Below are 20,080 nucleotides of genomic sequence, written 5' to 3' on the forward strand. Positions count from 1 at the left end.
TGAACGTCATACGCCCGCGATAAGCTTCAGCCCCGGCGGCAGCGATTCGCCGAACACGCGGCCTTCGTCTGCCTTGTCGAGTTCCACGGTTTCGCGCACCATCTCGATCCAGCTTTTGGACGCACCCGCATTTTCCAGCCGATGAACCACGCGCGCGCGAACGTCATCGGGCAAGTCTCGCGATCGGTCGCCCGTCATGCGCGCAATTTGCGCAGCGGCGAACGCGGCCGGTTCCACCTTCTTCCAGTCGAGCGCAAAAATCCTTTCTAGCCATTGCGCCGCGATATCCCGGGGCACCACGCCATGCGCACTGCCATAGAACGGCCGGCGCGCGCCGATGCGCCCGATCGCCCACCAGCCCTGATGGTTTTCCGAGGGCTTTTCGAGCCGCGCGAACAGCTTCTGCGCGACATCGATCTTGCGCTCGACAGGCACGCGTTCAAGCGACGCCACCAGCCGCACCATATCGGCGTGACCGGTCTTGGATGCATCGAAGGGCGCTTTGGTTTTCGTCCGCGCGGCGGCGATGGACTGCACATAATCCACGGCGTCGAGCACGGCGACTTGTTGAGCTTCGTTCAGACCGCCCGCGGCGCGGCGCCACAAGGTCCACCATTCCGACCAGACCTGGGCGTCGTTGAGATACTGGATGCCGTCGTCGAAGAGCGTCCATAGTTGTTCGACGCGCCATTCATCGAGCGGATAACCGAAGCCCGGGCGCAGGCAATAACCGGCAAGGTTCAACCACAGGCGCTCGTGATCCGGCGAGCGCCGCCGCCGTCGCGCGCGTTCCCACAGCGCGCCGAAGAGTTCACGAAGCAACGCGCTGTCCCATGTATCGCGTGGGCCGAGCACATGTTCGAGTTGCCCGCGCAAGCGCTTGATTTCCTTTCTATCAACGTCGTGCGCACGCGCGCCGAACGAACGATCGATCTGTTCGATCGCCCTGTCATACGATGGATGAAGTATTTCGCCAACCGTTGTATTGGCTGAAGCTTCGCGGCGTAACTGGAATTCGAGCTGCCAGCGCTTCAATGGATCGCCTTGATCGATGCAATGCACTTCCAGCGTCCCGACTTCTGTCAGCGACGCCGAAAGTTGCACCGGCGTTTCGCGCGGGCCTTTGGCGAAGCGTGGCTGCACAACGGTGGCAATGGGCGGCAAGCGAACGAAATCGCCCGTGGACAGATCGACCAGTTCGCCCGGTGCATAGACCCTGTCTCCCGTCGATGAAACCAGATGGAATCGCGCCGGTGAGCCGAGCAAGAGCGTGAACACGCGGTCTTGCAGGAACACTTCGCGGCCTTCTTCCGTGCCGCGCGGCAAGAGGCAGATGCCTTGCTGGATTGCGCCTTTCTCCTGGCCTTCGTCTTCGAGCACGAGGAAATAACTGCGCGCCGCGCCGCCGCCAATGCGTGGCCCAACGCCGCCGCGCGCAAGGCCATACGCGACCGCGCCGCGTGCGACGGCGACATCGGGGTTGTCGTTGTGAAGCGCGTGCAGCGGTTTTCCGCGCCATGAACCGAGGGTGTCGGCGAGACGTGCGGCCAGTGCTTCTGCACGGAACACGCCGCCGTTGAGCAGCAAGGTATCGGGGACCGGCAACGTGTCGCGGTCGGCTTCGGGTGAATCCAGAGCCTCGCGCGACTGCGCCGCGTGCTGGCTCAGGAACGCCGCGATATGGCGCGTGATTCCGGCATCGCTTGCGTAGGGCAAGCCGAATTCGACAATCGCACTGCGCGAGCGTCGCGGGCGTTCGCTCAATGCAACTGCGGGAAAAAAACCATCGACGATGATCTGCTCGACTTCCTGCCGCGATACTTCGACCGAACGCGCGCCGCCGATCATGCGCGAGCCCGCACCGAGCAGCGTGATCGACATGGCTTCCGGCGCGTTTGCGCCGAGCAACTGTTCCTTGGCCGCGCGACACCGCTCGACCAGTTGCGACAAACTCGCCGCCGATAACCGCGCGGACGTCGTCGCCATTCGCGCTTCGACTAGATGCGCGAGCGCCAGATCCATGTTGTCGCCGCCGAGCATCAGATGATTGCCAACGCCTATTCGCGTGAGTTGCGGTTCGCCGGCAGGCTCGCCATTTTTCAGCTCGACCTTGATCAACGTGAGATCGGTCGTGCCGCCGCCGACGTCGCATATGAGTACGAGGCGCGTTTGCGCGAGTTCGGAATCAAGCGTCGCCCGGTGCTGGAACAGCCAGTCATAGAACGCCGCTTGCGGTTCTTCAAGCAAGCGCAATTGCGGCAAGCCGGCCATGCGGGCGGCTTCCAGCGTGAGGGCGCGGGCGCCGTCGTCGAAGGAAGCGGGCACGGTCAGCACCACGTCCTGCGTTTCCATTCGCGCATCTGGGAAATGCGCGTTCCACGCCGCGCGCACATGCGCCAGATAACTCGCGCTCGCCGCAACAGGCGACACCTTGCCAACGTCATCCGGCGCGCCCCACGGCAAGATGGGCGCGACCCGGTCCACCGACGCATGCGACAACCAGCTTTTAGCGCTCGCCACAAGCCGTCCCGGCACTTGCGCGCCAAGCGTGCGGGCAAGGCGGCCGATCACCGCTTGCGGTTCTTCGGCGGGATTGGCATCGCGCCAGGGCAACTGCAGGTCGCCGGGATTCAGTTCGCCCGGAGCCGGGTGATATCGCGCGGACGGCAGCAGCGGCCGTCCCGCAACTTCGCCGAGACTGACGAGCTGATCGATATCGAAGACACGAATCTCCTTCGATCCGTTCCTGGCGCGAGCGTCGGCATACGCCACGACCGTATTGCTCGTACCAAGATCGATCCCGACGATGTATTGCTTCATGAGCGCCTAGCTATTTGCGTTGGCGCGTACATCGAACGCGACTTTCCAGCGCTCGCCGGAATCGCGCGGCAAGGCTTCCAGTTCGAGCGTGCCGGCTTCGGTAATGCGTGCATGCAGCTTCACGGGCACGACTTCGCCGGGCGTGCGCCCTTCGGTCGGCAGCGTCGCCTGGATTTCCTCGAGTTCCTGCAATTCATCGGGTCCCCAGAAGTCGAGCAGCGTGCCGACTTGATCCTGCCGCCGCACCGAAGAACCGAAGAACCGGAAGTGCACCGGTTCGCCGACGACCAGCCCGAATTCCTGCGGCGGCAACGCGGCCTCGGTGCCTTCTTCCATGCCGAAAGGCGCGAGACACAGCGCCTGCACGGGCGGTTCGATGCCGGGCACAGCGGGCATCGCCGACTCGACTGCAACGTAATACGAACGGGCCGTGCCGCCGCGAATCCGCACGCCTTTGCCGCGCCGAACATAGCCGTAGTAGGCCGCGCCGCGCGCGACCGCGCGATCGAGGTCGCCGCCCGCGAGCAAGCGGGCCGGCGGCGCGCCTTCGGCGCCGAGCCAGCCGTTGACGGTATCGAGAATGCGGCCCGCCAAGAGTTCAGACTTGAACACGCCGCCGTTGAACAGCACGGCGGTCGGATGCAGGAAGCTGGCGCCTTCGGGAAGTGTGTTCCGCAAGCCCTCGATCTCGTTCAGCGCGTTCACCTGGCGGCCCAGGAACGCCGCGAGATGACGCGGAATGGCCGCGTCCTGCGCATACGGCAGGCCGAGTTGTGTCAGACCGACACGCGCACGGCTGACCGGACGGTCAGCACGGTCGGCTTGCGGGAAAAAGCCGTCGAGAATGGTCTGCGTGAGTTCATCGCGCGTGAGTTCGGTGCGGATCGAACCGCCGATCAGCCTGGAGCCGCGGCTAGGCACCACAAGCGGCACGGTTTGCGTGGCGGGATCGGTGAGAAGCGTTTCCTTGGCCGACCGGCACGCGTAGGTGAGCGCGCGAAGCTGCCACGCGTCCGCCTGCGTGCCTTGTGCCGCGAGCTTGCGCGCGACCACGTAGGCGAGCGCCAGGTCCATGTTGTCGCCGCCGAGCAGGATGTGTTCGCCGACCGCAATTCGATGCAGTTCGAGATTGCCCTCGCGTTCGATCACGGCGATCAGCGAGAAGTCGGTGGTGCCGCCGCCGACATCGACGACGAGGATCACATCGCCCACTTGAACCTGCTTGCGCCAGAGGCCATTGCTCATCTCGATCCAGCTATACAGCGCGGCCTGCGGTTCTTCGAGCAAGGTCATGCGGCCATAGCCCGCTGCTTCGGCGGCTTCTGCCGTGAGGTCGCGGGCGGCGGGATCGAAGGAGGCCGGAATCGTGACGGTGATTTCCTGCTCGCCGAACAGCGCGTCGGGGTGCGCGTGGTTCCACGCTTCGCGCAGATGCGTGAGATAGCGCACCGAGCTTTCGAGCGGCGAGACGCGCGTGACTTCGGGCGGCGCGTCGTTTGGGAGGATGGCCGCGCGCCGGTCGACGCCCGGATGGCAAAGCCAGCTCTTGGCGCTCGATACCAGCCGGATAGGCGTGGCCGCGCCCCGGTTTCGCGCCAGTTCGCCGACTGCGAAATCGCGCTCGGCGCTCCACGGCAGGCTCAGGTCGCCGGGACTGAATTCGCTCGGATGCGGCAGGTAGAGAAACGAGGGCAGCAGTTCCAGTTCCTCGATCGCGCCCGGTCCAGTGAGTTGGGTGATCGGCAGCACGCGTTGCGCGGTTTTCTCGCCGTCGCTCGCGGTGAGATCGACGTATGAAAGGGCGCAATGCGTCGTGCCCAGGTCGATGCCGATGGAATATCGCGCGCCGCTCATAGTTCCACCTCGGCTGGCGCGATCACTGATGCGTCGTGGCTTTCGGTCAGCTTCGGCAGACGCACTTGCTCGACTTTCCAGCCGCGATGGCTCAGGTTGCCGCTGAACGGCGCCTGGCCGACCACGTTGCCGGTGAGACGAATGGCGCTTGCGTCGAAACCCTCGGGCAGTGTCACGCGGCTGCCTTCCGCCTCCGCGCGCACCGGCCGGATGGTGAAATGCTCCCGCAAGGTCGTGCGGCAGCCATCGTGGACGAGCCGTGCGGCCGCGCCGATCTCGGCGTCGGAATAGGCGGCCACGTCTTCCTCGATGAAATCGATAAAGCGTGCATCGCGCTGCAGCAGGCCCAGCAGTTGGAGCGCGGCGTCGGGGGTGGCTTCTTTTATCGTCCGGACGATCGGGGCCGATGCTGGCGCGGGTGCTGGCGTTGGTGGCGGTTCCGGGGCCACGGCTTCGCCGCTACGCACACGGCGTACGCCGGCTGCGACTTCACGGTCGCCCAGTATGGCGAAGAACGTTCCCACGGCCAGAGAAAACCGGCTGAGGAACGACGCATTCAAATCACTCATAAACGACTCCTGATGTGCTCTTTGAGGGACGAGCCGGGTCGGGCTGTCCTTGGCGCCAGCGGGACACGGTCTGAAGCTGGCCCATGATCCGGCGGCATTTTCTGATCGGCAAATGCGCTGCAAGCCGCGCGCCTCCGGCGAAAACGCTGGCGCGCGCAATGGTTGCGAAACCCGTATTTTGCCTTGATGTGAGCATCGGCCGTTCGAGCGGGCGAAAGCCGCGAGAAGGGAGACTGTGATTCCGTGCTTTTACGAAGCGGTTAAAGGCTGGAGCGCGTCGAAATTCTCTGAATGCAAGCCATTGCAGCGCGGGGCCGCAACGGCTCGGATTCAAGTTTTGTTTTGATTGCGGCGAATCTGCGGAGGCTTGTTAAAAAAGCTTCTGCCACTGATCCTTTTGCATGTCCTCGCGCGTATTGACTTCAATCAGCACGCCACCCGGAGCACGGCAAAAGAATCGCGAGCCTCGCATATTGTTGAACACTTCCGTTTCCATCTGAACGCCACCTTCCCGGAATTCGCGATAAAGCGAATGGACGTCTTCGAGCGTCTCGACTTCCAGGCCGAAGTGAAAATTTTTCGGCCAGACGGGTTCGATATCGTTGACTTGTTCGAGGACGATATCGAATCCGCTGCGCTTGAGCAGGCAATGCTGGCCGGTGGCCACAACCTCGCAGCCGAGAAATTTCTCGAAGAATTCGGCTGTCTCGGCTACGTTGGCAGAGGGAAAGCTCAGATGATTGAGTTTGGCTTGCTGATTAAGTTCCATTGCTCGATCTCACAAAATGTAGTTGATGTGCAGGCTTATTCGCCGATGCGACCCTGCCGGGCAGCGTCTTCAGGGCGATGCGCCATGACGTTCATTTTGCGAGCAATTACTCGATTTTTAAACTCGCTTTAGCTGTGCTGGTTTATTCGGTATTGGAACTAGCAGGGGCGTGGGTTTTTGTGCTGAGCCGCGCAAGGCGCTGAATGTTTGCTCGCTTTTTGGCATGGCCAGTCCGCATGGCATTAATCAGGCCGGACGCTTGTGTCGCGCCCTGGATTTCTCAGGCGGCCGATCGCATATGCCGAGGTAGCCAAACAGAGCCCGTCCGACGCGTTCTTCCAGCGCACCGCGATCCACTTCACCGCGTTCTCCCGCCGCATCCACGACGGCGCGAAGGATGGCGAGGAGGTCATCCGTTGCGATCTCCATGTTGTTCTGTGGCGGGATATCGTCGCGCGACAGGATCTGTTGCATCAGTTCGTGAAAAGCAGCCTTGGACGTTCCGAGTTCCCGGGCAATGGCAGGACGCCCTTCCTCGAAATCCAGCGCGCGCGCCAGCGCCGGGCGGCGCAGTTGCTGGTGTACCGAAACGGTGATCAGGTATTTCAACGCGCTCTGACCGGTCGGCTGGTGTAGCGCGCAGTCCGCTTCGGCGTAGAACGCGGCTTGCTCGCGCAGACTGAGCGCGACGACAAGCGCGTCCTTGTTGGGAAAATACTGATACAGCGTGCCAACGCTGACCCCCGCGCGTTTGGCAACGAGGTTGGTATTCAACCCCTCCATGCCGCGTGTTTCGAGAATGGCCGCCGCTGCTTCCAGGATCGCGGCTACCGTATGTTCGGCGCGGGATTGCTGCGGAACTTTGCGCGGCCTGAGCGACGGGCGTCTCTTCGTTATCACGAGTTTTGCGTCCAAAAGCGAGTATTAGCTCCTATTTTACAAGCATTGGGACACGCATCTCCAGCTTATCCAGGCACTGCCAAATCAAATAATCATGCCGCCCGATACTTCTATGCGCTGTGCATTGATCCAGCGGTTATCGTCCGAAAGCAGCGCCGCGATCATCGGGCCAATGTCATCGGGTTGGCCTACGCGGCCGAGCGCCGTCATGTCGGCGACACGCTTGTTGACTTCGGGATTGTCCCGGACCATGCCGCCGCTGAAGTCCGTCGCGATAGCGCCGGGCGCCACGGTATTGACGGCAATGCTGCGCTCGCCCAGTTCTTTTGCAAGGTAGCGCGTAAGCACTTCGACCGCGCCCTTCATGCACGCATACGCGCTGCTCCCGGGAAGCGAAAACCGCGCGAGACCGGACGAAATATTCACGATACGGCCGCCGTCGTTGATGATTGGCAGGAGTTTCTGCGTGAGGAAAAACACGCCCTTGAAGTGAACCGCATAAAGGGCGTCGAGTTCGGCTTCGGTGGTCTCATGGAATGCCTTGTGGAGCGAGGTGCCCGCGTTGTTCACGAGATAGTCGAAACGCTGCGCGCCCAGGTCGGCAAGCGCCTGACGCACGCCGGCCGCGAAGGTGTCAAAGGAAGCGGTGTTGGCTGTATCGAGTTGAAGAGCAACCGCGTTGCCGCCCGTTTCGCGGACCGCTGCCACAACCTGGTCGGCTTCCGCGCGATTCGAGTGATACGTCAGGATTGAATCGACGCCGCGCTTCGCCAGATTCAAAACGGTATTGCGGCCGAGGCCACGGCTTCCTCCCGTGACAATGGCGATCTTGCGGCTGGAAGTGTGGCTGGTTTCGATGGGCATGGATGGCTCCGTTGAGTTCGTGTTCAACCAACGATACGCTCGCGCAAGCCCGCGTTGAATGCCCGAACTTGGCCACTTCTTGCCTGATCCTGTCACGGGTGTTTTCTCCGGAACGCCTATATCATCGGGGTTCTAGCGCCGAGGGAGTTTTGCACGTGTCAGATGATGCCTTGCTGGAAGCCGTCACGCGTTACACCGATTCGCAGCCCGGTGACGGTCCATATCTCACGCCCGTCAACGGTGTGATGATCCTGCGCTCGAATCGGGAAAGACAGCCGTCGCATCTCATCTTCAAGCCTGCGCTGTGCATTATCGTGCAGGGCGCGAAATGGACCATCTTCGGGAATCAGCGTTTTCACTACCGCGCGGGACAGGCGCTGGTTGTCAGCGTCGAGATGCCGGCGGTTGGCCGGGTCGTGGAGGCGAGCAGGACGCAGCCGTTTCTTGGCATCGTGATCGAATTCGATCTCGCCGTGATGCGTGACGTGCTCGAAGGACTGGCCGCGTCTGAAGAAACGCACAGTGCAGTCGGCGCGAGCGGCGAGGCTGCGCGCGGTGTCTTCGTCACGGACTTCGACGGGCCGCTGGCCGATTGCGCACTGCGGCTGATGCGCCTGCTCGATACGCCGAAAGCCATTCCGATGCTTTATCCGTCGATCATGCGGGAAATCTGCTACTGGCTGCTCACAGGCCCCCGCGCCGCCGATGTCGCAGCGATCGTGCTGGGCAATAGCCACGCGCATCGTGTGGTCAGTGTGATCCATTCATTGCGCAACCGGTTTGCTGAAAACGTGCGGATCGAAGAACTCGCAGTGCAGGCGCAGATGAGTCCTTCGGCGTTTCACCGGCAGTTCAAGACGCTGACGTCGATGACGCCGCTTCAGTACCAGAAGCAACTGCGCCTGCTCGAAGCGCGGCGGCTGATGCTGATGGACGCGGCCAATGCCGAGACGGCCGCGTTTCAGGTCGGGTATGAAAGTGCATCGCAATTCAGCCGTGAATACGCGCGCATGTTTGGCGCGCCGCCTCGGCGCGATGTCGTTACGTTGAGGGCCGGAACGGTCTGACATTCAGGCAATCTACAGCCAGTCGTGAAAATAGCGATCGACGATCATGTACATGGGGAAGTACCAGTTGTCCCGCATGAACAGCTTGTCGCTCAATTGCCTGGCCGTCAGTTCGGCTTCGGTCGTGATGCCGCCCACGCTGCGTTCCAGCTTTTCCTTGACGCTGGTGAATCCCGATCCTTTCGATGCAGCGGTCGGGCCGGTCATCTGGATCGTGCTCTTGCGAACATCGTTGAAATAAAGCTCGCGTCGCGCGGCGTCGTTCTTGAGCGTCTTGAAGTTGCTCCGCACCATGGCTTTATAGGTCTTCATGCCTTTGCTTCTGAGGTGACATGCGATCACGGAATTGCTGATGGCGGGCGTCTGGCTGCCCACTTTGGTTTCCCACCACGCGGCGGACTCCCAGTCGGTTTGGCTGACGCCGTCCTTCCACGCGTGGTTGACGGCCGAGAATCGCGGATACGACTCGTGGCAAATAATCGATCCAAGCGGACTTGCGCAGGAGACGTCCGTATCGACATACACGCCGCCGTACTGCATAAGGATTTCGATTCTGAGGATGTCGCTGGCCGCACCGAAATTGCCGCCGCGCTCGACCAGTTCCTGTCGATAAATCGGCGCGGTCTTTCCCATGTTGAGATCGCGCTCTACCTCGCGCAGCTTGATGCGGTTGCTCTTGCAAAACGCCATGATGGAGTTGATCTTCTGCACGCGCATGCCCTGCAATGCTTCACCGCGATAGTTCAAATATTGCTCCAGATACTTCATGGTTGCGCGATCGTCGCCGTCCTTTCCCACGCGCTCGGCGACCGTTTTCCATTGATCCACGCTCACGCCCGAGCCGTTGTTGTTCTGCGCCGTATAGTGCGTGGTGGCGGCGCGGCGCCGTTCGCCAGTCAGCAACTGTTTTGCATCGATCCACAGATTGACTTCCCAGTCGGGATTCTTGGTGGGAAAGGTCGCAATGCAGTCTCGATTACGCTGAGGGATGTCGTTACCGATCCAGATGATATGCAGCTTCTTGGGTATGGCTTTCAAGTTGGATTTCCCGATGTCTGTCAGCGGCTGGCGAAGGTGGACGTCAAGATTCGACGTGGCTGATCGACGCCTCTCGTTTACTGACAACACTCAGGGCCTTTGCCCTATTCCAATTGGTGTCGGGCGCATTGGAAATACGTCGCTATCCAGAAGAAACATCGGAAAATGGAATAAAAATTCCATCAAGTAAAATAGTAAAATTATCGTTGCATTGGCGATGATGCTCTTCTATGCTTGTTTCTATCAGCGGCCGGAGTGCCGCGTTCCAGGCAGAAATCAGAAAGCAGAAAGCAGAAGGGAGACAGCCGTGCAAAGCATGCAAGCCGATGCAGTGACGCCTCATGCCGTGGTGGAAGCGCTCTTGCGCGGCCCGGGTGCTGTGCGCATACAAGGCGCGTTCAGCAAGGAGCAAGTTGCGCAGGCGCGCAGCATCGTGATGGCGCATTCGCAGGATCGGGCCCAGACCGTTACGCATTTTCAGGGGCAGGCGGCGCAGGATCAGCGCCTGCATTTACAGCGCCGTGTGTGGAATCTGCTTGCCAAGGGCAGCGTATTTTCAGAAATGGCGGAGCATCCCGCGATTGTCGAGGCCATGCGGCTTTTTCTTGGCGATGACTTCATCATGGGATCGATTGCCGCCAACCGGATTCTCCCGAACGGGCCGGGACAGGAGCCGCACATCGATTATCCGTATTGGGATTTTCATGCGCCGGGCACGTTCCCGGTCGGCATCAACACGAGCTTCCCGCTCAACGCGCAAGTCACTATTCCGCTTGACCCCTTCACGCCGCAGACCGGCGCGACCGCTTTTGTGCCGCATACCCAACACGAGCTACGGTACCCCGGTGACGGCGATGCCTTCTTCGAGCGCTGCGAGCGCATGGAAGCGGAGCCGGGCGATGCGATTGTGTTTTTCGGCGCGACATGGCATTGCGCGATGCCCAATCACAGCGCGCAGGATCGTAGCGCCGTGCTGATCCAGTACCTTCCGAAGTTCGTCAAGCCAATGGAAGACCTGCGCGCGATGGTCGGTGAAGCGTTCGTCAAGAGCGCCAGCCCGACCATGCGTCAATTGCTTGGCTTGAATTTTCCGTATCCGCAAAATCTCGATGCCGTTGCGGTCGCGAAAAACGCCGAAGGCCGCACCAACGCGACGCGGTAGGGAAAAGACCAGCTTTAGCCTTCTGAAAACCTCAGCGCACGCTCCAGGGCGCCCGCGCTGATCGGTTTGTGGAGATAGCCGTCGAACGGTTCCAGATCGTCGTCGCGCAGATCGGTGCGGCCTGTCACCGCGATCACGCATGCGTCGCGTGACGCGCCCTCTTCGCGCACCAGCCGGCAGAGTTCACGGCCGTCTGCATCGGGCAATTCGATGTCGAAGAAAACCACGTCGAAGCTTTGAGCTTGCGTCAACTCCAGAGCGGCGCGGCCGTCGTACGCCACCTGCACCTTGTGTCCCAGGCCCGAGGCAATTTCGCCAAACGCGTCGGCTGAATCTTTATGGTCGTCGATAAAAAGAATGTGCACGATGTCCTCGGCATTTGTGTGGTGTGCTGCTTGGATTTGACGTCCGACAGGCAGGTGAAATGAACGAGATCGCGCGTTCGCACCTATCCATGCAACGACAGTGCCAGGTTGATCGCGCATGGCGGTGGCGCTTGCCCAGCGCGCGTGTGCGGCAGGCGCGGGTCATTATTACAACCGCGATGGCTTCGGTGGGCGATTACTGCATTTCCCCAAAACCAGGCGAGGCAGCCCATTTCGCCCAAAAACGGTTGACAATCGGCGCGTGCGACGCGAGCATGTTTCCGTTGGAAAGTTGACTTCCGCTCCACTCAACGCTGCTCCTCACTTCTCCTGCCCGTGGCCGCCATGAATGAACGCCGAAAACCCGCAGCGGTTTCCAGGTCCAAGAAAACCCCGAGTACCGACGCGCCGCCTGTGCAAAAACCCTATCACCACGGTGGGCTGCCGCGTGCGCTGCTCGCGGCGGCTGAAACCGTGCTGCGAAACGACGGCATCAGCGGCCTGAGCTTGCGATCCATCGCGCGAGAAGCCGGGGTGTCGCACACAGCGCCGCAGCACCATTTCGGCGATACAGCCGGCGTCCTGAGCGAACTCGCGGCCAGCGGCCATCTGCGCCTCACCGAGACCATGTTGAAGCACGCGGACGGCTTGCGGCCGGGGCCGCAACGGCGTCGCGCCATCGCTCGCGGATATGTGAGTTTTGCCGTCGCGAACCCGGATTTGTTCCGGCTCATGTCGCGGGGGGAAATGCTCGACAACACGCGGGCGTCGCTGGTTGAAGCACGGCGCATGTCAGCGTTGGCGCTGGCCGACGTCACAAGCGACGCCGATCAGGCAAGCGAACGGACTTCAGCGTCGGTGAAGCTGGACGCCGCGCGCGCGGTCGCCATGACCGCGGCGTGGGCTTATGTGCACGGCTTGGCCACCTTGCTCATCGATGGACGCCTTAGCGGCATCGCGCTATCGGCTGAAGGGGTGGAAAGCGCCGATGCGCTGGTCGAGGCGACCATCGATCAGATGCGGATCGGGTAGGCGTCGAGCGCTGAAATAGCGCTCGACGCAAAGCTCCAGAAGAACTCAGAAGCTTTCGCTGGTATGGCGTGAACGACCTGCGCGCTTTCGGTTCTATCGACGCGGGCTTTCATATCATCGAACGCGAAGCCGGTGTGAAGGCAAGAATCCCTCCTTCAGGCGGGCTCCTTCAAGCCCCTTCCTCAGCATGGTTTCGGCAACGGCGTTTGCCGGCGACACTAGACCCATCGATCGATAACAACCTTTCCCGGATCAACCGGACCGGTCGATGTGGTTGGCTTGAGTGACGAAAGCACGTACTACGAAAAAAAGAATTCGCGGTCCCGCTTGGGTCTTGTCCGAGTCGGCGTTACATGGCATTTAATAAACTTATTAATCGTGTGTAACACCGGCGATCTATTTTTATCACACCGGGGAAACACCCTGCGAACCTGAGCCTCAACCGCAGGACACAACCTTCTGGAGGTAAACATGAAATCGTCGATCTATGCAGTCCTTATTGTATCGGTGTTGGCCGGGCCGATCACTTCGTTTGCTCAGCAGAACAACGGGCCCATCACCCGCGAGCAAGTGAACAATGAACTCGTCCAGCTTCGCGACGCGGGGTACACCGGTAGTGCAAGCGACACGACCTATCCTGCGGACCTGCAAGCCGCGCTTGCACGCGTGGCCGAAAAGAACCAAGCGCAGGCGCAGACTCCGCAAGACAGCGAGTACGGCACATCGTCAAGCGGATCATCGCAGGCGGGACGTCCGCAGGCATCGATCGATACCCAGTCGATCTACAAAGGCCAATAATGCCGTGTGGAGCGTCAGGCTGGCTTCTTAAGCCTGGCGCTCCACAGCGCCCTTTGGTTCACGCCCATGTCTCGACCGTTGCGAAGTAGTCCTTGAGCGTCGACGGTACGTAAGGGCCGGGTGCGCCCACCGGATCGCCGAGCACAGATGTTCCGGCGAGCCTGTCGCGAATCGAGCGATGTGCGCCGAGCGGCAAGGACGTCAAAAAGTCGCGCGGACCATGTGGAAGGCCAACGAACACGCCGCTCGCCCACGGTTGATGAGCCACGCCGAGCGCGCTGGGCGACATCGGCAGGAAGGGGTTCTGGAAGATGATGCCATTGTCGATTTCGGCCAGGCTGCTGGTCATCCAGGCGAGCGCGCCATCGGACAAACCGCTCTCGTTGTTGGCCGAGGGATAACCGCCGCCGACGTCGGAGTGCGCTCCGGGGAAGAGGACTTGCGTGATGTTGGCGCGTTCGTCCCATAGCGTTGGCGTAAAGTCGCCGCGCTGCTCGTCCACGCTGATTGCGTGGAAGCCGTACAGCACGGCGGGACTCAGCGCCGTATCGGCGAAGCGGAAAACGTCGACGCGTTGGTCGTTTGACTCCACGTAGAGCGGTATGCCCATGGATCCGACCGTGTCCCATACGCCTATAGCCTGAATCTTGATGCCTGAAATAAGGTCCTTTGGATCGATGGGCGGGGAGAGCGTCAGGAAGCTCGTCACCTCCCGGAACAGCGAAACGACGGACGTATTCCACGTTTTTGAAATGGCTGTAGCCCGGTTCGCGCGATGCGCACGCCACGCGGCAACGCCATTGCGATACCCGACGAGCGGATCGCTCAGATCGAGCGTCTTTGCATTGAGCAGGCCCTGGTCGACGATGAGTCCGCCAAGCGCCCGCGCGGTGTAAGACCCGCGACTAAAGCCAATAATAAATATGCGATCCCCCTCTTCGTAATTTCGCGAGATGAATGTATAACCGCGAACAATCCGCGCAATCAACCCCCAGCCGAAGACCCCGCCGAGCATCTTGATGATGGCATTGTTCGAGTCGCCCACGCCGTGCAGATACTTGGCTACTTGCAGGCATTGACCGCCGGCGGTCAGCGACGATTCCTGTTCGGTCGCATAGACCACGGCGCCCGAATGGGGATCGCTGGCGAGATTCAGGAACAGCTTCCATACGTTCGTGGTCTTGGGCGTGTCGTCGTCTTCGCCGGAGTTCGGTCCGTTCCAGGTGCCGTCGGCGCAGAACACTATATTCTTTGGCATGACGATCCTTCTAGTTGAGTGAGCGGTTTTGTGGGGTCAGGGCAGGGCGTCACCCGTGGAGTATCCGGATTTGAGGGCATCGCCCGCAGTGCTGCCCGATACCGCCGTGCCATCGAGCTTGGGCTGTGCCTCGGTTGTCTTGAAGCCTATGTAAGTCGCGCCGCTGATGCCCAGCAGCAAAAGCGTATTGATATCGAAGTGCGGCATGGTGCAGGTGGTGAACACCTGATTGAGAAACATCAGGCCGACTACGGTCGTAAACACAAGCATCTGCAAGCGATGCACGGCGACGCCGCTCTCATCGCTCGTCAGGTCCTTGAAGAAGTGCGGAGTCGTAGAAGGGAATTGCGTGCGCCGCGACAGGTCCACGCCTCGTGCGCTGACACCCAGCACGCTGTAGATACCCATCAGAACCAGCGGCTGCGCCGATAACGGCGGCACGCCTCCAAGCGCCAGCCACTCGAACACGTAGGACACCACGATAATCGCCGTCCACCATGCCATCTGTGTTCGCGCAAGGCTGAACGTGCGGTTCTGGAACGGCACCGTGGTTTCGGCGCCCACGTCCCGCAGCAAGGCCGTGCTCGCGCCAAGGTAGATAAAGAGCGCGACCGTCGCGATAGCCACGGCAGCGGCCACCGCAATGCGCCACCCGCGCGACCACTCGAACAGAAGCGTTGTGCCGGGGCCGGCGACAATTTTTCCGTCGGCGTCCGCGACACTCACCTGCAACTCGCGCATCAGCGCGGAGCCATTGCCCAGCCACGGAAAGCCAGTCAACCGATGCCATGCCGCAGTATTTTCGGGCGGCGGCGCATCGGTTGTCCTGCCGAGCAAGAAGGACACGGCGCGAGGGTCTGCCGCGCATCCCTGCGCGGTGATTCCGGTGTTGTCGCCATCGACGATCAATGTGTACTGCCGGACGACCGATGACGCGGGGCAATCCCCCGCGATGGGAACGCGGATGACATCGCCCAATGAGCCGTGGATGACCGTGGGCGCCTGGGGCTGCGCATGTGCGCTGGCGCAGAGCAGTATCGATGCAAGCACCGCCAGTGCGCCGTGAAAAAGTCGCTTCATATAGCCTCCGGCATTGCGGCCGCGGCCGCTCAAATGGCGTGTGCTGCGCCAGCTTCAGGCACGGCAACAATGGCGGGCTGCGGCGAAACCCGCTCGAGGAACAGGCTGCGTTCGGCGTTCCTGCGTTTCAGCAGTCCTGGCAACGCCTGGCCGTTTGCATGACACCAGCGAAGAAACTGATCCGCGGCGCCGGCAAAGTTTCCTGCGTTGAGCAGTTTCAGCAAGGTAGACGAACGAAGATTTGCGATGCCGAGGTTGAACGCGAAACTGGTCAGGGCACCATACTGATTGTCGTTGAGCGGGACGATGACCGATGCAAGGACGCCCGCGCCCGCTTGCATGAGGTCGCTTTCAAGGAGCGTTTCTGCTTGCGCGACGGTGATGCCATTGGGGTAGAGCGCCTTGACTTCGGCAAGTGCTGCATTGCCGCGCAGAAAATGGCCTCCGCTTTCAATCGCGTGGCCCCAGCCGATCGTCCAGATGCCCACCGGGTCGAGATATGGACGAATCGTCCCGGTGCCATCGCCGAATCCCGGGATGCCTTCATATAGCTTCACAAGGTTCACAGCGGCTTCGCATACGGCGCGAGGGGTCATGACGTCCTCCTTACTGTGCTCGAGGCGGCCCCGGGCACATGACATTCATGCGTCCTGACGCGCCATACGAAGGACGAACGAGTGAGTTCCCTTTTGGAAAGGAACCTGTGCCGAGCATTCGCGAAACGCTCTCAACGTTCGCCAGGCCACATAACTCACCACGCCTCCCGCGCGGCTCATCGGAATTTGAAATTGCAGACCTTTTGAATCGTCTTCGATGAACAGCACGCGAACTCACATTTCACGCGGAATGGCTCGTCCCGGCATTCGCTCCGCCTAAAAAAATCGAGGCAACGGATGACGTCATCGGACCAGAGCAACCATCATCACCCCGGCACGTTCGACGAACTCATCTTCCGCCGCGAACTGAATGAAGTGCATCTGCTGCTCGACTTCATTTCCGGCCGGCCGGATTCGCATATATGGGATCTCGATGGCAAAGTCCCGCGCTCGCCGACGGATACGCCGCCTCCGGGAGAAAAACCGGCCGTTGCCGAACGCAATCACACGCTTGATGCGTTCGAGACCATCAAGTGGGTCTGCAAGCTGCGCTATCCGCCAACATCGCCTTCAACCGACAAGGCCTACGACGCCACCTTGCTGTTTTATGTGAAGGACCGGTTGAACAGCCTTGCATATCCGGCAACGGGATTGACCATTGCATACACCTATATTTTCGTAGAGGAGCAACGGCCCATCCAGGGGATGCACGACCCTGACCGTGAAACGCAGACACGCGCGTCGGTTGCGCGCGAGGCTTATCCGGGACTCGTTGGAAGCGCTCGCCGGTTTCGCTGGATCCATAAATTCAATACGGTGATTGGTGTATGCGTGACTGTCTTTGCCGCTTTGCTGCTGTGGCTCGTCACATATGGCGTGCAGATCACGGCACGCTTCGAGGCGGACGGCCGGGCCGCGGCGGATATCACGCAGCAGATCTACGCGGAAGTCGACAAGGACAACGCCGCCGGCTCCGCTGACGGCAGAATAATCACGAGCCGCAAGACGGTGCCCGAGCGTTGCGATGCATCGGGAATAGATGCCCAGACCAACGCGGTCCGGCTGCTATGCAACGACTGGTCTTATATGCAGGCGCGCTACGACATGTCGATTGCAGATGCCGCGACGTTCGCCAACAGCTTCCCTTCCAGCGCCCTCATGCTGGTGTTTCCAACCGCGGTCGGCAGGGGCGAGTGGACAAGTCCGTCAGCGCGTCCTGGGGCGCCGCGCGAGGACAAGGCGCGCCAGGAAGCTATTCAGTCGATCACACTGGTTTTATCCACTTATGCAAGCTATGTCCTGCCGATCCTCTTTGCGCTGGTCGGCACCATTGCTTCGCTGCTGCGCGATATAGGCAACAAGATCACGGACAACCTGCTCGCGCCAAGAGACGAGACGCTTGCGTTGATGCGCGTGCCGCTTGGGCTGATGGCGGGCGTGGCGGTGGGCTTGTTCTTCAGCCCGTCGGCGACCGCAACGCAAATTAGCGCCGGCGCAGGCGTGCTGACGCTCAGTGCTTCAGGCCTTGCGTTTATTGCCGGTTATGCCGCCGACGGATTTTTCCGCATGCTCGATACGCTGACAACGCGGGTCTTCAATTTGAACATACAGGAGCGGCGCCGCGACCCGAAGTGAAGGCAAGCGTGTTCTGTTTCATCACAGTGTCCGGCGCAAGTGTTCCGAAACGGAGCAATGGAACAACAGGAGCGATAGGCTCAAACGCTCGCACGCCTTGTATACATTCGCCTCAGGTTCGTTGGCATGCATCTCGCGTGCAGATTTCCACCGGCCAGGGCAATGTTCGCCGGGACGGTCACACTCACCGACACGCAAGGAGCACGCACATGAATCACGCTGAGATGCAGTTCCTGAACACCGATTTCCCGTACAAAAAGCAGTATGGCAATTACATCGGTGGAAAATGGGTTGAGCCCGTAGGCGGTGAATACTTCGACAACATCTCGCCGATCACAGGCGAAGCGTTCACGTCCATTCCCCGTTCGCGCGAAGCCGATATCGAGCAGGCGCTCGATGCGGCGCACAAGGCCAAAATCGCATGGGGCAAGACCTCGGCCACGGACCGCGCCAACATTCTGAACAAGATCGCCGACCGCATGGAGGCGAACCTGACGCGCATTGCGGTGGCCGAGACTATCGATAACGGCAAGCCGCTGCGTGAAACCATGGCTGCGGATATCCCGCTCGCCATCGATCATTTCCGCTATTTCGCCGGCGCCGTTCGTGCGCAGGAGGGCTCGATTTCGCAGATCGACAACGACACGGTCGCTTATCATTTTCACGAGCCGCTTGGCGTGGTCGGCCAGATCATTCCGTGGAATTTCCCGATCCTGATGGCGGTATGGAAGCTTGCCCCCGCCCTTGCCGCCGGCAATTGCGTGGTTCTCAAGCCTGCGGAGCAGACGCCCGCATCCATTCTGGTGTTGCTTGAATTGATCGAGGACCTGCTGCCGGCCGGCGTGCTGAATGTGGTCAATGGTTTTGGACTGGAGGCGGGCAAGCCGCTTGCGTCGAACAAGCGCATTTCGAAGATCGCGTTCACCGGCGAGACCACGACTGGCCGCCTGATCATGCAGTACGCAAGCCAGAACCTGATTCCGGTGACGCTCGAACTCGGCGGCAAGAGCCCGAACATTTTCTTTGCCGACGTGATGAACGCGGATGACAGTTTCTTCGACAAGGCGCTCGAAGGCTTTGCCATGTTCGCGCTGAACCAGGGCGAAGTCTGTACCTGTCCGTCGCGCGTGCTGATTGAAGAAAGCATTTACGACAAGTTCATCGAGCGCGCGCTCAAGCGCGTGGCCGCGATCAGCCAGGGTCATCCGCTTGATTCGAAGACGATGATCGGCGCGCAAGCCTCGCAGGAACAGCTCGAAAAAATCCTGTCGTATATCGATCTCGGCAAGCAGGAGGGCGCCGAATGCCTGATCGGTGGAGAGCGCAATGCGCTGGATGGCGAATTGAAGAATGGTTACTACATCAAGCCGACCGTCTTCAAAGGCCACAACAAGATGCGCATTTTCCAGGAGGAAATCTTCGGGCCGGTGGTGTCGGTGACAACCTTCAAGGACGAAGCGCAAGCGCTCGAGATTGCCAACGACACGCTCTACGGTCTCGGCGCGGGCGTATGGACACGTGATGGCACGCGGGCGTACAGATTCGGCCGCGACATCCAGGCAGGCCGTGTATGGACCAATTGCTATCACGCTTATCCTGCGCACGCCGCGTTCGGCGGTTACAAGCAATCGGGCATTGGCCGCGAGAATCACAAGATGATGCTCGACCACTATCAGCAGACGAAAAACCTGCTGGTCAGCTACAGCGACAAACCGCTCGGCTTCTTCTAAACCGGGTAGTCTGACGGCGAGCCGCTTGCGCATGTGCAGCGCGGCTTGCCCCTCGCACTTTTAAGTGGAAACCCTGATGAGCCACGATGAAGTTTCACGCGTGACCGCCACGCCCGCGGCAATCGAACTGATCGAAAAGCTCAAGGCTGAACACGGGCAGATATTGTTTCATCAATCTGGCGGTTGCTGCGACGGCAGCGCGCCCATGTGCTTTCCAGTTGCAGAGTTTATGGTCGGTTCGTCCGACGTAAAGCTCGGCGAGATTGGCGGCGTGCCGTTCTACATGAGCGATTCGCAATTCGAGTACTGGCAGCACACGCAATTGATCATTGATTGCGTACCGGGCAACGGCGGCATGTTTTCGCTGGAACGCCCAAGCGGTCTGCGTTTTCTCACGCGCTCGCGCCTATTCGACGACAACGAATCCGCATGGCTCGACGAACATCCGGTCGAGCATGTAACAGGTTGAAGCCGGGAAAGACGCCGTTGGTAGTGGTACATTGTCTCGATCGACCACGCAACGGACGGAGCTTGCCACCGCCT

At 60.7% G+C, this 20,080-nt stretch carries 19 protein-coding genes; 8 read left to right on the plus strand and 11 right to left on the minus strand.

Annotation, left to right across the window (positions count from 1 at the left end; genetic code table 11):
* Positions 1-6: 6 nt before the first annotated feature.
* The 6 genes from ACRWA7_RS02050 to ACRWA7_RS02075 form a co-directional block, all read right to left on the minus strand.
* Entirely contained in the window at positions 7-2,820 is a 2,814-nt protein-coding gene (locus ACRWA7_RS02050; protein WP_438390841.1) for an Hsp70 family protein, read from the minus strand.
* 6 nt (positions 2,821-2,826) lie between these two features.
* Positions 2,827-4,674, minus strand: coding sequence for an Hsp70 family protein (locus tag ACRWA7_RS02055; RefSeq protein ID WP_438390842.1), 1,848 nt, complete (start codon positions 4,672-4,674; stop codon positions 2,827-2,829).
* Positions 4,671-5,243, minus strand: coding sequence for a DUF2760 domain-containing protein (locus tag ACRWA7_RS02060; RefSeq protein ID WP_438390844.1), 573 nt, complete (start codon positions 5,241-5,243; stop codon positions 4,671-4,673). Before ACRWA7_RS02060 ends, ACRWA7_RS02055 begins: the two co-directional genes overlap by 4 nt.
* Before the next feature lie 370 nt (positions 5,244-5,613).
* Entirely contained in the window at positions 5,614-6,012 is a 399-nt protein-coding gene (locus ACRWA7_RS02065) for a VOC family protein (protein ID WP_438390845.1), read from the minus strand.
* Positions 6,013-6,258: 246 nt separating this feature from the next.
* Positions 6,259-6,912: a TetR/AcrR family transcriptional regulator gene (locus ACRWA7_RS02070; protein WP_060857558.1), complete on the minus strand. Its 654-nt coding sequence runs from the start codon at positions 6,910-6,912 to the stop codon at positions 6,259-6,261.
* A gap of 84 nt (positions 6,913-6,996) precedes the next feature.
* Positions 6,997-7,776, minus strand: coding sequence for an SDR family NAD(P)-dependent oxidoreductase (locus tag ACRWA7_RS02075; RefSeq protein WP_438390846.1), 780 nt, complete (start codon positions 7,774-7,776; stop codon positions 6,997-6,999).
* Between the two features lie 155 nt (positions 7,777-7,931).
* Between ACRWA7_RS02075 and ACRWA7_RS02080 the strand changes: the two genes are divergently transcribed.
* On the plus strand, positions 7,932-8,843 hold the full coding sequence (locus ACRWA7_RS02080) for an AraC family transcriptional regulator (RefSeq protein WP_438390847.1): 912 nt from the start codon (positions 7,932-7,934) through the stop codon (positions 8,841-8,843).
* Positions 8,844-8,855: 12 nt separating this feature from the next.
* Here the strand turns inward: ACRWA7_RS02080 and ACRWA7_RS02085 are convergent, their stop codons facing one another.
* Positions 8,856-9,881, minus strand: a complete 1,026-nt coding sequence (locus ACRWA7_RS02085; RefSeq protein ID WP_438390848.1) for a TcdA/TcdB catalytic glycosyltransferase domain-containing protein — start codon at positions 9,879-9,881, stop codon at positions 8,856-8,858.
* A 316-nt stretch (positions 9,882-10,197) separates the two neighbouring features.
* Between ACRWA7_RS02085 and ACRWA7_RS02090 the strand changes: the two genes are divergently transcribed.
* On the plus strand, positions 10,198-11,043 hold the full coding sequence (locus ACRWA7_RS02090) for a phytanoyl-CoA dioxygenase family protein (protein WP_438391031.1): 846 nt from the start codon (positions 10,198-10,200) through the stop codon (positions 11,041-11,043).
* Between the two features lie 14 nt (positions 11,044-11,057).
* On the opposite strand, the gene ACRWA7_RS02095 is transcribed toward ACRWA7_RS02090, so the two are convergent.
* Positions 11,058-11,408 carry a response regulator gene (locus tag ACRWA7_RS02095; RefSeq protein ID WP_060857557.1) on the minus strand — a complete coding sequence of 117 codons (351 nt, stop codon included), beginning with the start codon at positions 11,406-11,408 and terminating at the stop codon, positions 11,058-11,060.
* 59 nt (positions 11,409-11,467) lie between these two features.
* Here ACRWA7_RS02095 and ACRWA7_RS02100 point away from each other — a divergent pair, with 59 nt between their 5' ends.
* The 3 genes from ACRWA7_RS02100 to ACRWA7_RS02110 all read left to right on the plus strand — a co-directional run bounded on the left by ACRWA7_RS02100 (position 11,468) and on the right by ACRWA7_RS02110 (position 13,238).
* Positions 11,468-11,704 (plus strand): hypothetical protein, encoded by a 237-nt coding sequence (locus tag ACRWA7_RS02100; protein ID WP_438390849.1) that lies wholly within the window; start codon positions 11,468-11,470, stop codon positions 11,702-11,704.
* Positions 11,705-11,753: 49 nt separating this feature from the next.
* Entirely contained in the window at positions 11,754-12,440 is a 687-nt protein-coding gene (locus tag ACRWA7_RS02105; protein ID WP_438390850.1) for a TetR/AcrR family transcriptional regulator, read from the plus strand.
* 471 nt (positions 12,441-12,911) lie between these two features.
* Positions 12,912-13,238 carry a DUF4148 domain-containing protein gene (locus ACRWA7_RS02110; RefSeq protein ID WP_060857521.1) on the plus strand — a complete coding sequence of 109 codons (327 nt, stop codon included), beginning with the start codon at positions 12,912-12,914 and terminating at the stop codon, positions 13,236-13,238.
* A 58-nt stretch (positions 13,239-13,296) separates the two neighbouring features.
* Here the strand turns inward: ACRWA7_RS02110 and ACRWA7_RS02115 are convergent, their stop codons facing one another.
* Genes ACRWA7_RS02115 through ACRWA7_RS02125 form a run of 3 tightly spaced genes read right to left on the minus strand, consistent with a single transcriptional unit; the run spans position 13,297 to position 16,172 of the window.
* Positions 13,297-14,496: a DUF2235 domain-containing protein gene (locus ACRWA7_RS02115; RefSeq protein WP_060857520.1), complete on the minus strand. Its 1,200-nt coding sequence runs from the start codon at positions 14,494-14,496 to the stop codon at positions 13,297-13,299.
* Between the two features lie 36 nt (positions 14,497-14,532).
* Entirely contained in the window at positions 14,533-15,576 is a 1,044-nt protein-coding gene (locus ACRWA7_RS02120; RefSeq protein ID WP_438390851.1) for a hypothetical protein, read from the minus strand.
* 29 nt (positions 15,577-15,605) lie between these two features.
* Positions 15,606-16,172, minus strand: a complete 567-nt coding sequence (locus tag ACRWA7_RS02125) for a lysozyme (RefSeq protein WP_438390852.1) — start codon at positions 16,170-16,172, stop codon at positions 15,606-15,608.
* Positions 16,173-16,469: 297 nt separating this feature from the next.
* On the opposite strand from ACRWA7_RS02125, the gene ACRWA7_RS02130 reads away from it, so the two are divergent.
* The 3 genes from ACRWA7_RS02130 to ACRWA7_RS02140 all read left to right on the plus strand — a co-directional run bounded on the left by ACRWA7_RS02130 (position 16,470) and on the right by ACRWA7_RS02140 (position 20,006).
* On the plus strand, positions 16,470-17,807 hold the full coding sequence (locus ACRWA7_RS02130) for a hypothetical protein (protein ID WP_060857517.1): 1,338 nt from the start codon (positions 16,470-16,472) through the stop codon (positions 17,805-17,807).
* 209 nt (positions 17,808-18,016) lie between these two features.
* Positions 18,017-19,537, plus strand: coding sequence for an aldehyde dehydrogenase (adh, locus tag ACRWA7_RS02135; protein ID WP_438390853.1), 1,521 nt, complete (start codon positions 18,017-18,019; stop codon positions 19,535-19,537).
* A gap of 76 nt (positions 19,538-19,613) precedes the next feature.
* Positions 19,614-20,006: a DUF779 domain-containing protein gene (locus ACRWA7_RS02140; RefSeq protein WP_060857515.1), complete on the plus strand. Its 393-nt coding sequence runs from the start codon at positions 19,614-19,616 to the stop codon at positions 20,004-20,006.
* Positions 20,007-20,080: the final 74 nt, after the last annotated feature.

The organism is Caballeronia sp. DA-9, assembly GCF_051615025.1.
Lineage (GTDB): Bacteria > Pseudomonadota > Gammaproteobacteria > Burkholderiales > Burkholderiaceae > Caballeronia > Caballeronia sordidicola.